Genomic DNA, 17983 nt, shown 5'->3' with positions numbered 1-17983 from the left:
CCATCATTAGCGGCGTATCTTAACCGACTTGATCAAGGGCTGGCTTGAAGTCATGTTTATCGGGGTAAAAATGCGTGTGATATCATCCCCGCCTCACTGAATTGTGCGGATCACCATGAGCAGTCCTGAACCGAAAGCCCAGTCAACGCTGGCGATCTATTTCCGCCTTTTGGCTTACGTGCGGCCTTATGCCGGCCTCTTTCTTCTCAGCATCGTCGGGTTTCTGATCTTCGCATCGACTCAACCGATGCTCGCTTACATCCTCAAGTATTTCGTCGATGGTCTGGCCAATCCTGAAGCCAGTCTGTTTCCAGGCAACCCTTATCTGGGCAAATTGCAGTTGCTCGAAACCGTGCCGTTGATGATCGTGCTCATCGCGCTGTTACAGGGCGTGGGTTCGTACCTTGGCAACTTCTTCCTGGCCCGGGTTTCCCTGGGACTGGTGCATGACCTGCGGGTGGTGCTGTTCAACAAGCTGCTGGAGTTGCCTAACCGGTTCTTTGACAAGAACAACTCCGGCCATCTGATTTCCCGGATTACCTTCAACGTGACCATGGTCACCGGCGCGGCAACGGACGCGATCAAGGTGGTCATTCGCGAAGGCATGACCGTGATTTTCCTGTTCTTCACCCTGTTGTGGATGAACTGGAAGCTTACGCTGGTGATGGTGGCCATCCTGCCGGTGATCGGCATCATGGTGAACAGCACCAGCAAGAAATTCCGCAAGCAAAGCAAAAAGATCCAGGTGTCGATGGGCAACGTCACGCACGTTGCCTCCGAGACGATTCATGGTTATCGCGTTGTGCGCAGTTTCGGCGGCGAACTCTATGAAAAGACCCGCTTTCGCGAGGCCAGCCAGAGCAACACCGACAAGCAACTGACAATGACCAAGACCGGCGCGGTTTACACACCGATGCTGCAACTGGTGACTTACAGCGCCATGGCCGTGGTCATGTTCCTCGTGCTGTACCTTCGTGGCGATGCCTCACCGGGGGACCTGGTGGCATACATCACCATGGCTGGTTTGTTGCCAAAACCGATTCGCCAGCTCTCGGAAGTCAGCTCGACCATTCAGAAAGGCGTAGCCGGTGCCGAAAGTATTTTCGAGCAACTGGATGAACCGGCTGAAGTGGATGAGGGCACGGTCGAACAGGATCGCCTTGAGGGGCGTCTGGAAGTGCGCAACCTCAGTTTCCAATACCCGGACACCGACAAGCAGGTGCTCAACGACATCAGTTTTGTCGTTGAACCGGGGCAAATGGTCGCGCTGGTGGGGCGTTCGGGCAGCGGCAAGTCGACGCTTGCCGGCCTTATTCCACGTTTCTATCAGCATGAACAGGGCGAGATTCTGCTCGATGGCATCCGTGTGCAGGACTTTACCTTGCACAGTCTGCGTCGCCAGATTGCGCTGGTGACCCAGCAGGTCACGCTGTTCAACGATACGGTGACCAACAACATCGCTTATGGCGACCTGGCGGGTGCGCCGTTCGAGGAGGTCAAACGGGCCGCCTCCGAGGCCTATGCCGATGAATTCATCATCAAGATGCCGGAAGGTTACGAAACCCTGGTCGGTGAAAACGGCGTGTTGCTGTCTGGCGGCCAGCGCCAGCGCATTGCCATCGCCCGGGCGCTGCTCAAGGATGCGCCGCTGCTGATTCTCGACGAGGCTACGTCTGCCCTCGATACCGAGTCGGAACGGCATATTCAGGCGGCGCTGGATCACGTGGTGCAAAACCGCACGACCCTGGTGATCGCTCACCGCTTGAGCACCATCGAGAAGGCCGACCTGATTCTGGTCATGGATGAAGGCCGGATCGTCGAGCGCGGAACCCACGCGCAACTGCTGGAGCAGAACGGCTATTACTCCCGTCTGCATGCCAAGGAGTTTGAAGAAGGTGGCGAGCTCCAGCCAGCCCACGCGACCAACGTATGCTGAAGGTGTTTCGCAGCATTCGTGAGCGTGGCTGGACGGAGATAGACCAGGATGCTTACGCCCGCGCCTGGCAGCGCTTCGGCGGCAGCTTTGCCACGCATCCCGAGGTGGTCGAGCGGCTGTCGATGTTCGTGGGCATCGAACTGCGTTATCTGGGCTGGGTCGTTGGCGACGAGGTAGTAGCTGCGATTCCTTGCTGGGGCCGTCATGTGGCCTTGTCCAAGGAAGTGCTCAAGCGCGAGGGCAAACGCGGATTGCTCGACATGGGTAATGCCGAAATCATTCTGCCGATCGCGCCGGATGTCGTCGTGCCGGTTCGCCAGCGCATGGCCTATGTGTCCCAGCTCAATGCCGAGCAGATCAGTACCTTGAAAGTGCAGCCGGAGGGCTTGGCCCTGGCCCGGTTGCCGGAAGAGTATTCGAAGAAATTTCGCTACAACCAGCGTCGCGAACAGCGCCTGCTGGAAGAGGCGGGTGGTTCGCTGGTGCCGATGTCGGACTTTACTGCGGCGCAGCAGGCGCAGACTTACAGTGATCTGTTCGAACGCCGCTGGGGCTTCGAAGTACCTGGCAGGGCCGGGCTCGTTGAGGTATTCACTCTGTTGCGTGAGTTCATGACCGGTTCCGTGGTCATGCTCGAATCGGCACCCGTGGCCATTCAGGTTTTGTACCGCGTCGAAGCGCCGCAATGGGTCTCGCTGGAATACATCAATGGTGGCGTCGACCCGCAGAGTCGCGAGTTCAGCCCCGGTAGCGTGTTGAGTTTCGTCAATACCCAGCAGGCCTGGGCAGACGCGCAGGCACTGGGTAAGCCTTTGCGTTATTCATTCGGTCGTGCCGACCGTGAGTACAAGGATCGCTGGTGCCACACGGTGCCGGTTTACAAGGTCTGAATTGATGAGCGCTCGCAAGCAACAGCTTCTCAAGGCACACCGACGCGGCAAGCGTCTGTTCCTCATCGCCTTCGTGGTTGCGCTGTTTCTGGTCGGCTTTCTGGTCGGCTGGTCGCTGGTGCCGCTGTTGCTGGTACTGGCCTGGGTTGCCCACGAAGCGTGGTTTGCCGATCACTTGTTTTACCGGCCGTCCGACGACTACCAATACGACTTTCCTGCGGACACCGCGCGACAGACTGTCAGTCTGGACGGCGGTGTGGTGCGTCTGAGCGAGCCGTTGGCGCCGGGCGAGACACTCATTCTCGAACTTGAATTGAAGGCTGGCTGGCTGGGTCGCTGGCTCGATCCCTACGTTGCGGTGGGGGATGATCGCCAGGACTTCGAGCGCGGGGTGAAAGGGCGGCGTTACCTAAACCTTTCCGGGCAGGCAGATGCTTTGGCGCAGGGCGTGCTGACCCTGCGCGGACGATATTGCACGGCGGGTACCATGGGCACGCTTTGGGTCATGGCGAACCCTGATTACAGCCGCCAGCGCGTTATGGTCATCGCTCCTCATGCCGACGATGCCGAGCTTGCGGCATTCGGTCTTTACAGCCGTAGTGAAGACGTCAGCATCGTCACCCTGACCCAAGGCGAGATCGAAGCTGAAGATTTCCAGCGTATGGGCCTTGATCAGGCCGCCGCAGCGCGGTTGAAGGGGCGTTTGCGCAGTTGGGACAGTCTGGTGATTCCTCTGTGGGGTGGCGTGCCGGCCGAACGTTGCGTGCAGCTGGGTTATTACTGCCTGCAATTGCCTGCGATGGCCGCTGAGCCGGCCACGGCTTTCGGTTCCCTCGAGTCGCAGGAAGGCGATGTGCGCACTGTGCGCCGTCACAATCCGCTGACCTTGCCCGCCGATGTTGACGGGCAGCCAACTTGGCAGAACCTTGTCGAAGACCTGACGGCGCTTCTGAAGCATTACCGTCCAGAGGTCGTCGTCACGCCGCATCCCGAGCTGGATCCACACAGCGATCACGTCGCCTCGACTCAAGCGCTGCTTGAGGCCGTTGGCCTGAGTAGCTGGAAGCCGACGACGATGTTGCTGTACGCCAATCATTTGCATGACAACGACCGCTGGCCAATGGGCCCTGCCGGTGGCGGGATCGCGCTGCCGCCAGCCATCGAACCATTGCCGGCCAACCGCTTGTGGAGTCCGGTGCTGTCGCCGGACGTGCAACTGGATAAGGCCATGGCGTTAGCCATGGAGCACGACTTGCAGGGCGGGCAAGTGTTCAAACGGCAATTGCGCCGCTGGATCCAGCAGGGACTGGCGGGGCGTCGCTGGCCTGTCACTGGCAGTAATGAGTTTTTCCGCAAGGCTGTGCGGCGCCACGAGTTGTTCTGGGTGCGCGACCTTTCAGATTGAGGCGGACGGCCCTTGACCCTGTGTTAATATCGCGCCCCTGTTCATTTTGTATGTGGGTTGCTCCATGAAGTTGTCCATGCCGCGATTCGATCAAGCCCCTGTCTTGGTGGTCGGCGATGTCATGCTCGACCGTTACTGGCATGGCGGTACCTCACGGATTTCCCCTGAGGCGCCGGTTCCTGTCGTTAAAGTCGAGCAAATCGAAGACCGCCCGGGCGGTGCCGCCAACGTTGCCTTGAACATTGCTGCGCTGGGTGCGCCGGCGTCGCTGGTCGGTGTGACCGGTGACGACGAAGCCGCCGACAGCCTGAGCAACAGCCTCAAGGGTGCGGGCGTGCGAGCCTTGTTCCAGCGCATCGCGCACCAGCCGACCATCGTCAAGCTGCGGGTCATGAGCCGGCACCAGCAATTGCTGCGTATCGACTTCGAAGAACCGTTCGCCACCGACGCCCTGGCCCTCGGCGCGCAGGTCGATGACCTGCTTGAAGGCATCAAGGTGCTGGTGCTGTCCGACTACGGCAAAGGCGCCCTGAGAAACCATCAGGCGCTGATCCAGGCCGCCCGTGCCAAAGGCATCCCGGTGCTGGCCGACCCGAAGGGCAAGGATTTCTCGATCTACCGGGGCGCGAGCCTGATCACCCCGAACCTCAGCGAGTTCGAAGCAATCGTCGGCGGTTGCGCCGATGAGCACGAGCTGGTGACCAAGGGCGCGAAGCTGATGCACGACCTGGATCTCGGCGCATTGCTGGTGACCCGTGGCGAGCACGGCATGACACTGCTGCGTCCGGATCATCCGGCTTTGCATTTGCCTGCGCGGGCCCGTGAAGTGTTCGACGTGACCGGTGCCGGCGACACGGTGATTTCCACCCTTGCGGCGGCGATTGCTGCCGGTGAGGAACTGCCACACGCGGTGGCGCTGGCCAACCTGGCGGCGGGCATCGTCGTTGGTAAGCTCGGTACGGCGGCGATCAGCGCTCCGGAGCTGCGTCGTGCCATTCAGCGTGAGGAAGGTTCCGAGCGCGGCGTGCTGGGTCTGGAGCAACTGCTGCTGGCGGTGGCCGATGCCCGTGCACACAACGAAAAAATCGTTTTCACCAATGGCTGCTTCGACATCCTCCATGCAGGTCATGTGACCTACCTGGAGCAGGCGCGGGCTCAAGGCGATCGTTTGATTGTCGCGGTCAACGACGATGCTTCGGTCAGCCGCCTCAAGGGGCCTGGCCGTCCGATCAACAGTGTCGATCGGCGCATGGCTGTGCTGGCGGGGCTTGGGGCGGTGGACTGGGTCATCAGCTTCCCTGAAGGCACGCCAGAAAACCTGCTGCGTGAGGTCAAGCCGGACGTGCTGGTCAAGGGCGGGGATTACGGGATTGACCAGGTGGTCGGCGCCGACATCGTGACGGCTTATGGCGGCACCGTGAAAGTGCTGGGACTGGTGGAAAACAGTTCAACCACCGCGATTGTCGAAAAAATCCGCAGTCGTTGATCAGATGGAACTTTATTGTTTTGGACTGCGTGTGAACGGATTTTGCCTTGGGGATCTAACCGTTTCCGTTGATGTTGGCAGGTTTGAATCCGCTGCGCTTGCCTGCCTGCATCGTGTGGTCATTTAACCTATGAAAGTCATGCTCCTGGTGATGAACGAACAGCGGGTCATTCTCGACCGGCTCTACGACATCGTGCAGCAGAACTGTGATGAATGTGTCATCTATCGGCTCAGCAAACAGCAACAGATGAACCTGGGGCCTTTTTTGGCCTCGGTTGATTACCAGACCTTTGATCGTGTCGTTATCTTCTCCAGGGTCAAGCGCCTGGTCTCGCAACTGCGGGTGCTCAAGTGCATTCCCGGGCTGGTCTTTCTCGAACACGATGCCTACCAGAACTACATGCCCGCCAGTAAATATCGTGGCGTTTATTCGCGTCTCTACAAGCGCCTGCCGAGTTGCCGGGCGCTGGTTTCCGGGGCGGTGGTCGCACGCAAGATGCTCGCTGAAGGCATCGACACGGTGTTCGTCTCCAAGGGTTACGACGAGCAGATGCTGCGCAACACCGGGTCCGAGCGCGACATTCCCATCGGTTTTCTCGGCAGCCTGAAAAGTACCGAGTACGCCCAGCGCAAGGCACTGCTCGAATCGCTGGCGCAGCGTACCGGTATGCTGGTGACCCGCACCCGCTCCGGCTCCGAATACCTGGAAACGCTCAATCGCATCAAGATTTTCGTCAGCGCCGACATCGGCATGAACGAGTTCATGATCAAGAACTACGAAGCCATGGCCTGCGGTTGTGTGCTGCTGGCCTGGAGTCAGGGCGAAGAAGACAAGTTGCTTGGCTTCGAAGACATGCACAACACCGTGTTCTATCGCAGCGAAGACGAGGCGGTGGAAAAGATCAAGCTGTTGCAGGGCGATCCGGAGCTGTCGCAGCGTATTGCCAGCAATGGTCAGGCCTTTGCAGAAAGTCGCTATTCCTTCGCCCGTGTCGGCCAGGCCCTCGCCACTGAAATACAGCGCGAGATGCGCCCATGGCAGCCGCCGTCAGCATTCACGCGGTTCTGGGTGAAACTGCGTTTCGGCATGAAGGTGCCGGTCTGAATGAAGGATGAACATATGGCGCTGGATGCGCTCCCCGGCGGTGACCAGTCGGTGTTGGACGCGTTGCCCGAGCCATTGCGCGAATGCCTGAGCCGCGCGCACCGGGTCATCCTGATCGCGAATAATCCGGCCATCACGGCGGCGGATTTTCAGGCGCTGAATATCAGCGCCAATGACGTCGTCGTCAGTTTCAACACCTGCATCAAGGCGCCGCTGCTCAACGACCACAGCTTGAACGTCTTCGTGCATGGCTATAACGCGCCGGACGCCTATTTTTTTGGTCTGCCTTACGGCCCGGACGTGCAACGGTTGTTCGAGCATGCGGGCGAGCGTTGTTTCACCATGCTGGTCGGCTGCGCCGCACCGATGTGTCCGTTGCCACGGGTGGCCATGTATTGGGATCGTATCCCGCTGCCGGCTCTGTGGAACTATCCCGTCGACCGTCCGGGCGGCAAGCGCTACGTTGGGCCATCTACCGGTTTCAATACGCTGGTGGTTTTAGACTGGTTGCGCGGTCACGCCGGTTATTCCTATCAGCTCATGACCCTGGGGTTTTCCAACGAAGCGGGGAAACTGTGGGGTGGGCATGCCTGGGATTACGAGCGCGACTGGCTGCAGCAGTCGGACGTCATTGTGGTGCCTTTGCAGCCGCGTCACTGGTGGCAGAAGCTCTTTTGCCAAAAATAGAAGGTGCTGTTGAGTGTTGAAAATTGCCGTCGCTTTTTTCGGGATCCCGAGAAATTCGCAGATTTGCTTCCCTTCCATTGAACAGAACGTTCTGGCGCAGTTTCCGGCGGGCAGCGACGTACAGTGCTTCTATCATTTGTACAAAATCGATGAAGTACAGAACTTCCGCTCAGGCGAAAAAGGCGAGTTGAGGGCTGACAACTATCAGCCATTCGAGCCGATGATCGGGGCCCTGACTTCGACTGACGGGGTACTGGAGCGTTGGGATTTCGAGCAGGTCAAAGCGCAGGGCGATACTTGGGCCGATGACTATGCGTCGCTGCGCAACCTGATCTATCAGCTCAATTCACTGCACACAGTGACCAGCATGATCGAAACCTTCAATCCCGATTTCGTCGTGTTCGTGCGCCCGGACAATTTTTTCCACAATCCGCTGCCCGCCTATGTGTTCAATCATTCAGAGGCCCGGAGGCACTTTGCCTACATTCCGGACTGGCAGTGGTGGGGCGGGTTGAACGACCGCTTTGCCATTTGCGGGCGCGATACCTATGTCGCCTATGGCAAGCGGATCGAGCGCATTTTCCAATTCTGCAAAGCCACGGGAAGAAAGCTGCACTCCGAGCGCTTGCTCAAGTACGCACTACAGCAGGCCGGTGCCAAAGTCTGCACGCTACCGACCCAAGCCTCTCGGGTGCGAATCACCGGCGCTTTTGCCGAAGAGTCGTTTTCGCCCAAGCGCGGCATGGGCAAGCGTGAAAACCGCTATTTCCATTTCTTCGCGACCTTGCGTACCTGGCTGGATCGTCGGCGCTAGTCGGCTATTTGCTCGCGCGTTTCTTGCCGATGCCAACCAGACGCAGCGCCTTCAGACTCAATTGCTTGAGTCCCGCGCGAGGCGGCTTCGCCGGTTGCAGGCCCTGTTGCACGACCCAGTCTTTCCAGCGAATCCGCTCTTCACGCACGACCCAGCCCGTCTGGGTCGCAAAGCTTTCGGCCAGATAAAGCCCGCGGGTGCCGGCCGGCAGGAGCTTGTCGCGCTTGAGGGTATACAACTCGGCCAAGGGCGCGCCGTCCTTGAGCGGCATCAGGTAGAGATCGGGACGCTTGCGGTCCAGCCGGGCCACCAGTTGATCGCCTTCCAGTCGTTCATCGACATGGAACAGGCTGAGGCTCTTGGCTTCCTTGGGTACATCCAGCCGCAGGTCGTAGATCAATTGCAGTGACGCGGTCGGCAAGTGCACGTAAGCCCGTGGCCGTTCAAGCAATTGCAGATTGGCGCAGCGCACCGGCCTGGCTGAACCGGACAGCGGCGTCAGGCGAAAGGGCAGGGCCTCGCGATAATGCAGCGCCGAAGCGTATGGCGCCGGCAGCCAGGTGTCGTTGAAGCGCCCGCCGAGCCAGCCTTCCGGGGTTTCCAGCAGGCATTCCTCGGCGATCTCCTGGATCGCCGTGTGCAGCGGAATATTCAGTTCATGGGCTGGCACGTAACCGGAAATCAACTTGAGCACGACGTCGCCGCGATCCTGCCGCCGCTGACGCACCAGCACCCAGTAATCGCGATTCTGCCAGTGCAGGGTCAGACGCACCGAAACACCCAGGTTGGCCAGCTCCAGCGCAAAGCGCTCGGCGTCAGCCACGTTGACCGGTTTACGCCGCTGAAGGGTCTGGGTGAAATTCAGCGGCATGCCGACGCTCTGATAGGTCAGGCCTTCCGGCGTGGCTTCGACGAACAGCGGCAGCGTCTTGAAGTTGCTCGGGTTCTTTCTGATGAGCGTACGCGGCATGTCGGCTCCTGCTTAAGGCCGCGAGGCGGCGTCAGTGACCACGAAGGACCTGGGCAACGGTCGCAACGTTATGGGCGAGGTGCAGCGGATTGATGGTCCCGACAATGGCACTGGCCACGCCGGGCTGGGCGAACAGCAACTCGAAGCTGGCGCGCACCGGATCCACACCGGGACTCAGGCACACATGACCGCTGGCCAGCGCCTTTTTCACCAGAATGGCTTTGCCGTGGGCAGCAGCATAGTCAATGACCGCCTTCTCGTTTTGTTCGTTCAGATTGTAGGTGACCATTGCGCAATCGCCTTGCTCCAGTGCCTTGAGGCCACCGTCGACGGTTTTGCCGGAGAAGCCGAAGCCGCGAATCTTGCCTTCGGCCTTCAGCGCCGCGAGGGTTGCGTAGACTTCGCTGTCGTTGAGGATCGCCAGGTCGTTACCGTCGGAGTGCACCAGCACCAGGTCGATAAAATCCGTTTCCAGACGTTGCAGGCTGCGCTCCACCGACATCCGGGTGTGAGCGGCGCTGAAATCGTGGGTCGATTGGCCGTCGACAAATTCTTCGCCGACCTTGCTGACAATCACCCAGTCCTGACGCTCACCACGCAGCAGTGGGCCGAGGCGTTCTTCGCTGCGGCCATAGGCCGGTGCGGTGTCGATCAGGTTGATGCCCAGTTCCCGCGCCTGCTTGAGCAGCATGCGCGCGGCGTCGTCATCGGGGATCTGGAAGCCGTTGGGGTATTTCACGCCCTGGTCGCGGCCGAGTTTGACGGTGCCCAGGCCCAGTGGCGAAACCAGCAGGCCGGTGCTGCCCAGCGGGCGATGCAGGTCGTGCAGGGTCGGCAGGCTCATGGCAGCAGTTGCTCCCAGGCGGGAACGCCCATCGGTGGTTTTGGCAGTTCTGGCAGCGGGGTCGTATGGCTCGGCTGGATGCCGTCGCGTTGAAGTGATGCCATCACCCGGTCAGCAAAGTCCGGCGCCAGGGCCAGTTTGGTCGGCCAGCCGACCAGCAGGCGTCCTTCTTCAGCGAGGAAGGCGTTGTCCGGGCGGGTCAGGCCGGTTTGCAACGGTTCGGCGCGATCCACGCGCAAGGTGGCCCATTGCACCGTGCTCAGGTCGATCCATGGCAATAGCTGACCGAGTTCTTTCTGGGCGGTGGCGATTTGTTCGGCCGGTTCACGGGCCACGCCTTCGGATTCGGCAATGTCGCCGCCCAGATACCAGACCCACTGGCCGTCGGCGGCCGGGTGCGTGGTTACGGTGATGCGCGGTTTGGTGCCGCCACCGAGGCAGTGCGCATACAGCGGCTTCAGGCCCGGGCCTTTGGCGATGATCATGTGCAGCGGCCGGCGTTGCATGGCCGGATGGGTCAGGCCCAAAGCAGTCAGCAGATCGGCTGTACCGGCACCGGCGCTGAGGACGATGCGCTGGGCACGAATCTCACGGCCGTCGACCTTCAGGCCAACCAGCACGCCGCTTTCCAGCAACGGCTCGATGTTCTGGCCGGCGAGCAGGCCGTCGCCCGACAGGTCGGCCAGACGCTGGATCAGGCTCGGCACGTCGATCACCAGTTCGGCGAGGCGGTAGACCTTGCCCTTGAAGCGTTTGTCTTGCAGGGCCGGCGGCAGCTGATCGCCCTTGACCTGATCGACCCGGCCACGGACGGCTTTACTGGCGAAGAAACTGGTGAGGTTGCCGGCCAGGGTGCCCGGCGACCACAGGTAATGGGCTTCGGACAGCAGGCGCACGCCGGTCAGATCCAGTTCGCCGTTGCCGGCCAGAGCTTCACGCCAGCGACGCGGCATGTCGGCGATGGCTTCCGAGGCGCCGGTAAGCGCCCCGTGCAACGCGTACTTGGCGCCGCCGTGGATGATGCCCTGGGACTTCACACTCTGTCCGCCACCAAGGCTGGCGTTTTCCACCAGCACGGTCGAGAAACCCTGGCGACGCAGGCGCGCGTTCAGCCAGAGACCGGCGACACCCGCGCCGACAATCAGCACGTCGGTGGAAATTGGAGATGGCATGCAACGACCTCAGGGTTTGAAGAAGTCGCAAGTTTCAAGCTTCAAGCTGCAAGCTGCAACCCGAAGCTGTAAATCGGTCGAGCTTGCAGCTTATGGCTTGATGCTCGTCAGTGTTTCAATGGCCGGCGGTTTTCGAGAACAACTGAATCACCACCACGCCGAGCACGATCAGCGCCATCCCGAGCATCGCCGGGAGATCCAGCTTCTGCCCATAGATGAACAGCGCCGCGACGCTGACCATCACGATGCCCATGCCGGCCCACACCGCGTAGGCCACGCCCACCGGTACGCTGCGTACCACCAGGGTCAGCATCCAGAACGCGATGGCGTAGCCGACGATGACCAGCACCAGTGGCAGTGGCGTGCTGAAGCCTTTGACGGCTTTCATCGAAACGGTCGCGATCACTTCGGCACAGATGGCGATGGCCAGGTAGACGTAAGCGTTCATGTTCAATTCCTCATGTGAAGCGTTGCTTTCTGAGGCGGCATTCTAGTGACTCCCCAGATGGGGTAAAGTCATTACCTATCTGTATAAAAGATGGGTTGGTCAATGAGCATGCAGTGGAATCTGGAGCAGTTGCGGATGTTTGTCGCGGTGGCCGAGCAGCGTTCGTTTTCCGCTGTGGCGCGTCAGCAGCGCAAGGCACAGTCGGCGATCAGCAGCGCGATTGCGATGCTTGAGGACGATCTCGGAGTCAGCCTGTTCGAGCGTAGCAGCGGTCGTCAGCCGAGTCTGACCGAGGCGGGAGAGGCATTGCTGGAGGAGGCGCGCGAAGTGCTGCGTCAGTGCGAACGCCTGAACGGCCGGGCCGTGGCCATGATGCGCGGGCAGGAGGCGCAATTGCGGGTGGCGCAGGACGAGGCAATGCCCTATCAGGCGCTGGTGGAAAGTTTCGGTGCGCTGGCCGAGCAGTTCCCGAGTCTGGAGGTGCAACTGACCAGCGCCGCCCAGGGCGAGGTTTCACGCAAACTGGTGGAGCGCCGGGCCGATCTCGGGCTGCTTTTCTATCACGACGAAATTCCCGAAGCGCTGGAGCGCCGGGTGCTGGGCAGCGTGGAGATGGTCACGGTCTGCGGCGTCAATCATCCGCTGGCCGCGCAGTCCCGGGTCAATTGCCAGCAACTGGCCCAGCATCGGCAGCTGCTGATGTCGACCCAGACCAGCGTCTACCCCGGCAGCGAGCCGGCCAGCCCACAGGTGTGGCGCGCCGACAGTTTCTACGTGATGGCCGAATGGCTGGTGCGCGACCTTGGCTGGGCCTGGCTGCCGCGCCATGTGGTGCAGTACTCGGCGTATCAGGGCCTGATGGTGGAGCTGGACAGCGAATGGACGCCGCCGGCACTGGTGGTGGAACTGGTCTGGCGCCGCGACGAACCATTGGGGCCGGCAGCTCGTTGGCTGGCGGAGCGATTTGCCATACACCTGCGGGCGATCGGCGGCAAAAGCCGATAAACTCCGCCGCCATGAATAGATCTCTCTACACCGCGCTGTTTTACCTGGGGCTGCCATTGGTGGCGATTCGGCTGTGGCTGCGCTCGCGCAAGGCGCCGGCGTATGCCCAACGGATTGGCGAACGTTTCTCCTACGGGATGCCGACCCTGCAACCCGGTGGTATCTGGGTTCACGCCGTGTCGGTGGGCGAAAGCATCGCCGCCGCGCCGATGATCCGCGCGCTGCTGCAACGCTATCCGAAGCTTCCGATCACCGTGACCTGCATGACGCCAACCGGTTCGGAACGTATCCATGCGCTGTTCGCCAACGAGCCACGCATCCAGCACTGCTATTTGCCGTATGACTTGCCCTGTGCAGCCGCGCGTTTTCTGGATCGCGTGCAGCCGAAACTGGCGGTGATCATGGAAACCGAACTGTGGCCCAACCACATTCATCAGTGTGCCAAACGCGGGATTGCGGTGGCGTTGGCCAATGGACGACTGTCCGAGCGTTCCGCCAAGGGCTATGGCCGTTTCAGCAAACTGACCGCGCCGATGCTCGCCGAGATGAGCCTGTTCGCCGTGCAGACCGAGGCCGAAGCCCAGCGCTTCCGAGATCTCGGTGCGCGCCCGGAGACAGTCGAAGTCACTGGCTCGATCAAGTTCGACCTGACCATCGACCCGAAACTGCTGCAACGCGCCGCTGAGCTGCGCAGCCAGTGGCAGGCTCAGGAGCGCCCGGTGTGGATCGCCGCCAGCACCCATGAAGGCGAAGACGAAGTGGTGCTGAATGCTCACCGTCGCTTGCTCACCAACCATCCCGATGCGTTGCTGATTCTGGTGCCGCGTCACCCGGAGCGTTTCAACTCGGTGTTCGAGTTGTGCCAGCGTGAAGGCTTTGCCACGGTGCGTCGCTCCACTGGCGCGAGCGTCGATGCGCAGACTTCGGTGCTGCTTGGCGACACCATGGGCGAGCTGCTGTTTCTCTATGCCCTGGCTGACAGCGCGTTCGTCGGCGGCAGCCTGGTGCCCAACGGCGGGCACAATCTGCTGGAACCGGCAGCCTTGGCGAAACCGGTGATCAGCGGCCCGCACCTGTTCAACTTCCTCGACATCGCCGCGCAACTGCGCAGCGCCGGGGCATTGGCCGAGGTGGATGACGCTGAAGGTCTGGCGACAGAAGTGCAGCGTCTGTTTGAACTGCCGCGCGACGCACAGCGCATGGCAGAAAACGGGCTGAGCGTGATGCGTCGCAATCAGGGCGCGTTGCAGCGCTTGCTCGATGGACTGGGAAGGTTGATCGACCGCCCATAAAAAACGCAGCCTCAGGGCTGCGTTTTTTGTTTAAGGCCGAGCCTTGAGCTGGGCTTCGGCAGCCTTGGCCAGATCCGGTGGCAGGAAGTCCTTGTCCGGGTTGTAGTCGGCTTTCAGGTAGCGGGTCAGATCCTGCAGGTCGCCCGGGTTCAACGTCCCCGCCGCCTGCTTCAGGCGCAGGTTGTCTAGGATGTAGTCGTAGCGGGTGTTGTTGTAATTGCGCACCGAAGTGTAGAGCTGACGCTGGGCGTCGAGCACGTCGACGATGTTGCGCGTCCCCACCTGATAACCGATTTCCGTGGCTTCCACTGCGCTCTGGTTGGAAATGATCGACTGGCGGCGCGCCTGTACCTGTTCGACGTCGGTGTTCACCGCGCGGTGCAGGTTGCGGGTGTTTTCGACGATCTGCCGGCGCAGGCCTTCACGTTGCTGTTCGGTCTGGTCCAGTTGCGCATAAGACTGACGCACCTGGGAGCTGGTCAGGCCGCCGCTGTAGAGCGGGATGTTCACCTGCAACGCCAGGGTGCGCTGTTCGACGTTGCCGCCATACGGCGTGCCGAAGGCATTCGGGTTGCTGAAACCGAACGAATCGTTGTCGCCTTTCTCGTACTTCGCCACGGCGTCGAGGGTCGGCAGGTGGCCGGCCTTGCGCTGTTTCAAAGTCTGTTCGGCAGAGCTGACCGCGAAGTTGCTGGCCAGCAGATTGAGGTTCTGTTTCGCGGCGGTATCGACCCAGGCCTTGGCGTCGTTCGGCGCCGGCGGCAGGATCGGCAAGGTGTGGACGATGCCCTGGATCGAGTTGTACTGACGGTTGGTCAGGGTGACCAGCGCTTGGAACGCATCATCGACCTGACGCTGGGCGACGATCCGGTTGGCGCGCGCGGTGTCGTAACTGGCTTGCGATTGCAGCACGTCGGTCTTGTCCGACAGGCCCACGTCGAAGCGCTCGTTGGACTGGTCGAGCTGGCGCTTGAACGCGGCTTCTTCGGCCTTGGTCGAGGCCAGGTTGTCCTGGCTGCGCAGCACGTTGAAGTAGCTTTCGGCGGTTTGCAGGATCAGGTTCTGCTCGGTGGCCGAAAGTTGCAGCGCGGCCTGCTCGTTGACGTCCTTGGCGGCCTGGTACTGGAACCAGCGGTCGGCGCGGAACAGCGGTTGCGCCAGGGTCGCCTGATACGACTGGGCACTGCGGTTGGCGACCGCCGACGGCTGATCGATGTCGGTGCGCACATTGGCCACCTGGGCGCCACCGGACAGGTTAGGCAGCAGCCCGGCGCGGGCCTGGGGCACGACTTCTTTCTGCGCACCGTACTGGGCGCGGGCGGCGGCCAGGTCGGCGTTGTTGTCGACGGCTTCCTGATAGACGCTGACCAGATCCGTTCTGGTCGACAAAGGCGCTTCTGCTGCCCATACCGTTGCGGTGGACGCACAAGACACGGCGACAGCCAGTGAAAGTTTGCGCAGCATGAGGCGATCCCTAGCATGAATATTATGGAAATAATCCGGGCGCCAAAGGTAAGGCGCGGCCCATGCAGCGTCAAGGCGCAGCATGGCGTAGCGAGTGTAGTTGCGCAGGCGGCAGGCAACAATCTGCCAATTGCGCCATTCATCATGGTGTTTGCAGCGGTGTTGGCGTTCTTTGCCGGTTGTGTCTAGACTGGCCGGGTTCTTGTCGGGGTGCCTTGCTATGAGGCTGAGATCGAATAATTTCGGATCCCGTTGAACCTGATCAGGTTAGCGCCTGCGTAGGGAACAAGATTTCTCGTCACCCGGCGAGTCCTCTTGTGCTTCGTCCGGGAAATTGTTCGACAATCGAACGCTCGACGACGAGGCACAGCACCAGTCCTGGTGCGTCCGTGCCTTTCAGGTTCTGCTCCGACAATCCACTGCCTGGATGCTGTCTGGAGAGCCCGTGATGACTACAAAATCTAAAAACGCGATCAACCTGAGTGACTCGGCCAAGGTCGATGAACAGTCGGTTCAACCGTTCACCCGTTCGCAAAAAGTCTACGTTCAGGGCTCCCGCCCGGACATCCGCGTGCCGATGCGCGAAATCACCCTCGATGTGACCCCCACCGACTTCGGCGGCGAAATCAACGCGCCGGTCACCGTCTACGACACCTCGGGCCCGTACACCGACCCGAACGTGGTGATCGATGTGCGCAAAGGTCTGGGTGACGTGCGTTCGGCATGGATCGACGACCGTGGCGACACCGAGCGCCTGCCGGGCCTGAGCTCGAATTTCGGTCAGGAGCGCCTGGCCGATCCGGAGCTGACCAAGCTGCGTTTCGCCCACGTCAACAACCCGCGCCGTGCCAAGGCCGGGGCCAACGTCAGCCAGATGCACTACGCGCGCAAAGGGATCATTACCGCCGAGATGGAATACGTCGCCATCCGCGAAAACATGAAACTGCAAGAAGCCCGTGCTGCCGGCCTGCTGAATCAGCAGCACGCCGGCCACAGCTTCGGCGCGAGCATCCCGAAAGAAATCACTCCTGAATTCGTGCGCGAAGAAATCGCCCGTGGCCGCGCGATCATTCCGGCCAACATCAACCACGTCGAACTGGAACCGATGATCATCGGCCGTAACTTCCTGGTGAAGATCAACGGCAACATCGGCAACAGCGCGCTGGGTTCGTCCATCGAAGAAGAAGTGGCGAAACTGACCTGGGGCATTCGCTGGGGCTCGGACACCGTGATGGACTTGTCCACCGGCAAGCACATCCACGAAACCCGCGAGTGGATCATCCGCAACTCGCCGGTTCCGATCGGCACCGTACCGATCTATCAGGCGCTGGAAAAGGTCAATGGCGTGGCCGAAGACCTGACCTGGGAGCTGTTTCGCGACACGCTGATCGAGCAGGCGGAGCAGGGCGTCGACTACTTCACCATCCACGCCGGCGTGCTGCTGCGCTACGTGCCGCTGACCGCCAAACGGGTGACCGGCATCGTTTCCCGTGGCGGCTCGATCATGGCCAAGTGGTGCCTGGCGCACCACAAAGAGAACTTCCTCTACACCCACTTCGAGGAAATCTGCGAAATCATGAAGGCCTACGACGTCAGCTTCTCGCTGGGCGACGGCCTGCGTCCGGGCTCGATTGCCGACGCCAACGACGAAGCGCAGTTCGGCGAACTGGAAACCCTCGGCGAGCTGACCAAAATCGCCTGGAAGCACGACGTGCAATGCATGATCGAAGGCCCGGGCCACGTGCCGATGCAGTTGATCAAAGAGAACATGGACAAGCAGCTGGAGTGCTGCGACGAGGCGCCGTTCTACACCCTCGGCCCGCTGACCACCGACATCGCACCGGGTTACGACCACATCACTTCCGGCATCGGTGCGGCGATGATCGGCTGGTTCGGTTGCGCGATGCTCTGCTACGTGACGCCGAAGGAACACCTGGGCTTGCCGAACAAGGATGACGTGAAGACCGGGATCATCACCTACAAGATCGCCGCTCACGCAGCGGACCTGGCCAAGGGGCATCCGGGCGCACAGATCCGCGACAACGCCTTGAGCAAGGCGCGTTTCGAATTCCGTTGGGAAGACCAGTTCAACCTCGGTCTGGATCCGGACACCGCCCGCTCGTATCACGATGAAACCCTGCCGAAGGATTCGGCGAAGGTCGCGCATTTCTGTTCGATGTGCGGGCCAAAATTCTGCTCGATGAAGATCACTCAGGAAGTCCGCGAATACGCGGCCAACCAGCGGATCGACGCGGTCGACGTGGATGTCGCCCAGGGCCTGGCGGAACAGGCCGAGCGGTTCAAGAAGGAAGGCAGTCAGCTGTACAAGAAGGTTTGATCTGACCTGAAAGGGTGGGGCCTGTAATGGCCCCTTCGCGAGCAAGCTCGCTCCCACATTTGAATGCATTCCAAAGTGGGGGCGAGCTTGCTCGCGAATACGGTCGACACAACAACAAATGTCCCTC

The 17983-nt window shown here is 60.9% G+C and carries 15 protein-coding genes and 1 riboswitch; of the genes, 10 read left to right on the top strand and 5 right to left on the bottom strand.

Annotation, left to right across the window (positions count from 1 at the left end; all coding sequences use genetic code 11):
• Positions 1–115 precede the first annotated feature (115 nt).
• The 7 genes from msbA (at position 116) to CAF73_RS28465 (ending at position 8323) form a co-directional block, all read left to right on the top strand.
• The gene (gene msbA, locus CAF73_RS28495) at positions 116–1936 is read left to right on the top strand and encodes a lipid A export permease/ATP-binding protein MsbA (RefSeq protein ID WP_085705258.1); all 1821 of its coding nucleotides are present in this window, start codon (positions 116–118) and stop codon (positions 1934–1936) included.
• On the top strand, positions 1930–2826 hold the full coding sequence (locus CAF73_RS28490) for a GNAT family N-acetyltransferase (protein ID WP_085701054.1): 897 nt from the start codon (positions 1930–1932) through the stop codon (positions 2824–2826). Before msbA ends, CAF73_RS28490 begins: the two co-directional genes overlap by 7 nt.
• A 4-nt stretch (positions 2827–2830) precedes the next feature.
• A complete protein-coding gene (locus tag CAF73_RS28485; RefSeq protein ID WP_085705256.1) occupies positions 2831–4231 on the top strand; it encodes a PIG-L deacetylase family protein in 1401 nt (466 codons plus the stop codon).
• Positions 4232–4295: 64 nt separating this feature from the next.
• On the top strand, positions 4296–5717 hold the full coding sequence (gene hldE, locus CAF73_RS28480) for a bifunctional D-glycero-beta-D-manno-heptose-7-phosphate kinase/D-glycero-beta-D-manno-heptose 1-phosphate adenylyltransferase HldE (protein WP_085701052.1): 1422 nt from the start codon (positions 4296–4298) through the stop codon (positions 5715–5717).
• 130 nt (positions 5718–5847) lie between these two features.
• Positions 5848–6822 (top strand): glycosyltransferase, encoded by a 975-nt coding sequence (locus CAF73_RS28475; RefSeq protein ID WP_085705254.1) that lies wholly within the window; start codon positions 5848–5850, stop codon positions 6820–6822.
• Positions 6823–7509, top strand: coding sequence for a hypothetical protein (locus tag CAF73_RS28470; protein ID WP_085705252.1), 687 nt, complete (start codon positions 6823–6825; stop codon positions 7507–7509).
• 13 nt (positions 7510–7522) lie between these two features.
• Positions 7523–8323, top strand: coding sequence for a hypothetical protein (locus tag CAF73_RS28465; RefSeq protein ID WP_085705250.1), 801 nt, complete (start codon positions 7523–7525; stop codon positions 8321–8323).
• 4 nt (positions 8324–8327) lie between these two features.
• On the opposite strand, the gene CAF73_RS28460 is transcribed toward CAF73_RS28465, so the two are convergent.
• From CAF73_RS28460 to CAF73_RS28445, 4 genes are all read right to left on the bottom strand, one after another.
• Entirely contained in the window at positions 8328–9293 is a 966-nt protein-coding gene (locus tag CAF73_RS28460; protein WP_085701048.1) for a metal ABC transporter ATPase, read from the bottom strand.
• A gap of 31 nt (positions 9294–9324) precedes the next feature.
• Positions 9325–10137, bottom strand: coding sequence for an aldo/keto reductase (locus CAF73_RS28455; protein WP_039766580.1), 813 nt, complete (start codon positions 10135–10137; stop codon positions 9325–9327).
• Positions 10134–11309 carry an FAD-binding oxidoreductase gene (locus CAF73_RS28450; protein ID WP_085705248.1) on the bottom strand — a complete coding sequence of 392 codons (1176 nt, stop codon included), beginning with the start codon at positions 11307–11309 and terminating at the stop codon, positions 10134–10136. The genes CAF73_RS28455 and CAF73_RS28450 overlap by 4 nt, the downstream gene beginning before the upstream one ends.
• A 115-nt stretch (positions 11310–11424) precedes the next feature.
• Entirely contained in the window at positions 11425–11757 is a 333-nt protein-coding gene (locus tag CAF73_RS28445; RefSeq protein ID WP_085701045.1) for a multidrug efflux SMR transporter, read from the bottom strand.
• A gap of 102 nt (positions 11758–11859) precedes the next feature.
• Here CAF73_RS28445 and CAF73_RS28440 point away from each other — a divergent pair, with 102 nt between their 5' ends.
• A complete protein-coding gene (locus CAF73_RS28440; RefSeq protein WP_085705246.1) occupies positions 11860–12762 on the top strand; it encodes a LysR family transcriptional regulator in 903 nt (300 codons plus the stop codon).
• An 11-nt stretch (positions 12763–12773) separates the two neighbouring features.
• Entirely contained in the window at positions 12774–14054 is a 1281-nt protein-coding gene (gene waaA, locus CAF73_RS28435; protein ID WP_085705244.1) for a lipid IV(A) 3-deoxy-D-manno-octulosonic acid transferase, read from the top strand.
• A gap of 30 nt (positions 14055–14084) precedes the next feature.
• On the opposite strand, the gene CAF73_RS28430 is transcribed toward waaA, so the two are convergent.
• Positions 14085–15518, bottom strand: coding sequence for a TolC family outer membrane protein (locus tag CAF73_RS28430; RefSeq protein ID WP_085701042.1), 1434 nt, complete (start codon positions 15516–15518; stop codon positions 14085–14087).
• A 196-nt stretch (positions 15519–15714) separates the two neighbouring features.
• Positions 15715–15820, top strand: a riboswitch (TPP riboswitch).
• A gap of 146 nt (positions 15821–15966) precedes the next feature.
• Between CAF73_RS28430 and thiC the strand changes: the two genes are divergently transcribed.
• Positions 15967–17856 carry a phosphomethylpyrimidine synthase ThiC gene (gene thiC / locus CAF73_RS28425; protein WP_085701041.1) on the top strand — a complete coding sequence of 630 codons (1890 nt, stop codon included), beginning with the start codon at positions 15967–15969 and terminating at the stop codon, positions 17854–17856.
• Positions 17857–17983 lie beyond the last annotated feature (127 nt).

The organism is Pseudomonas sp. B15(2017), assembly GCF_002113215.1.
GTDB lineage: Bacteria > Pseudomonadota > Gammaproteobacteria > Pseudomonadales > Pseudomonadaceae > Aquipseudomonas.
Note: the sequence above shows the minus strand (reverse complement) of the source record. Positions and strands in the feature narration are given on the sequence as shown.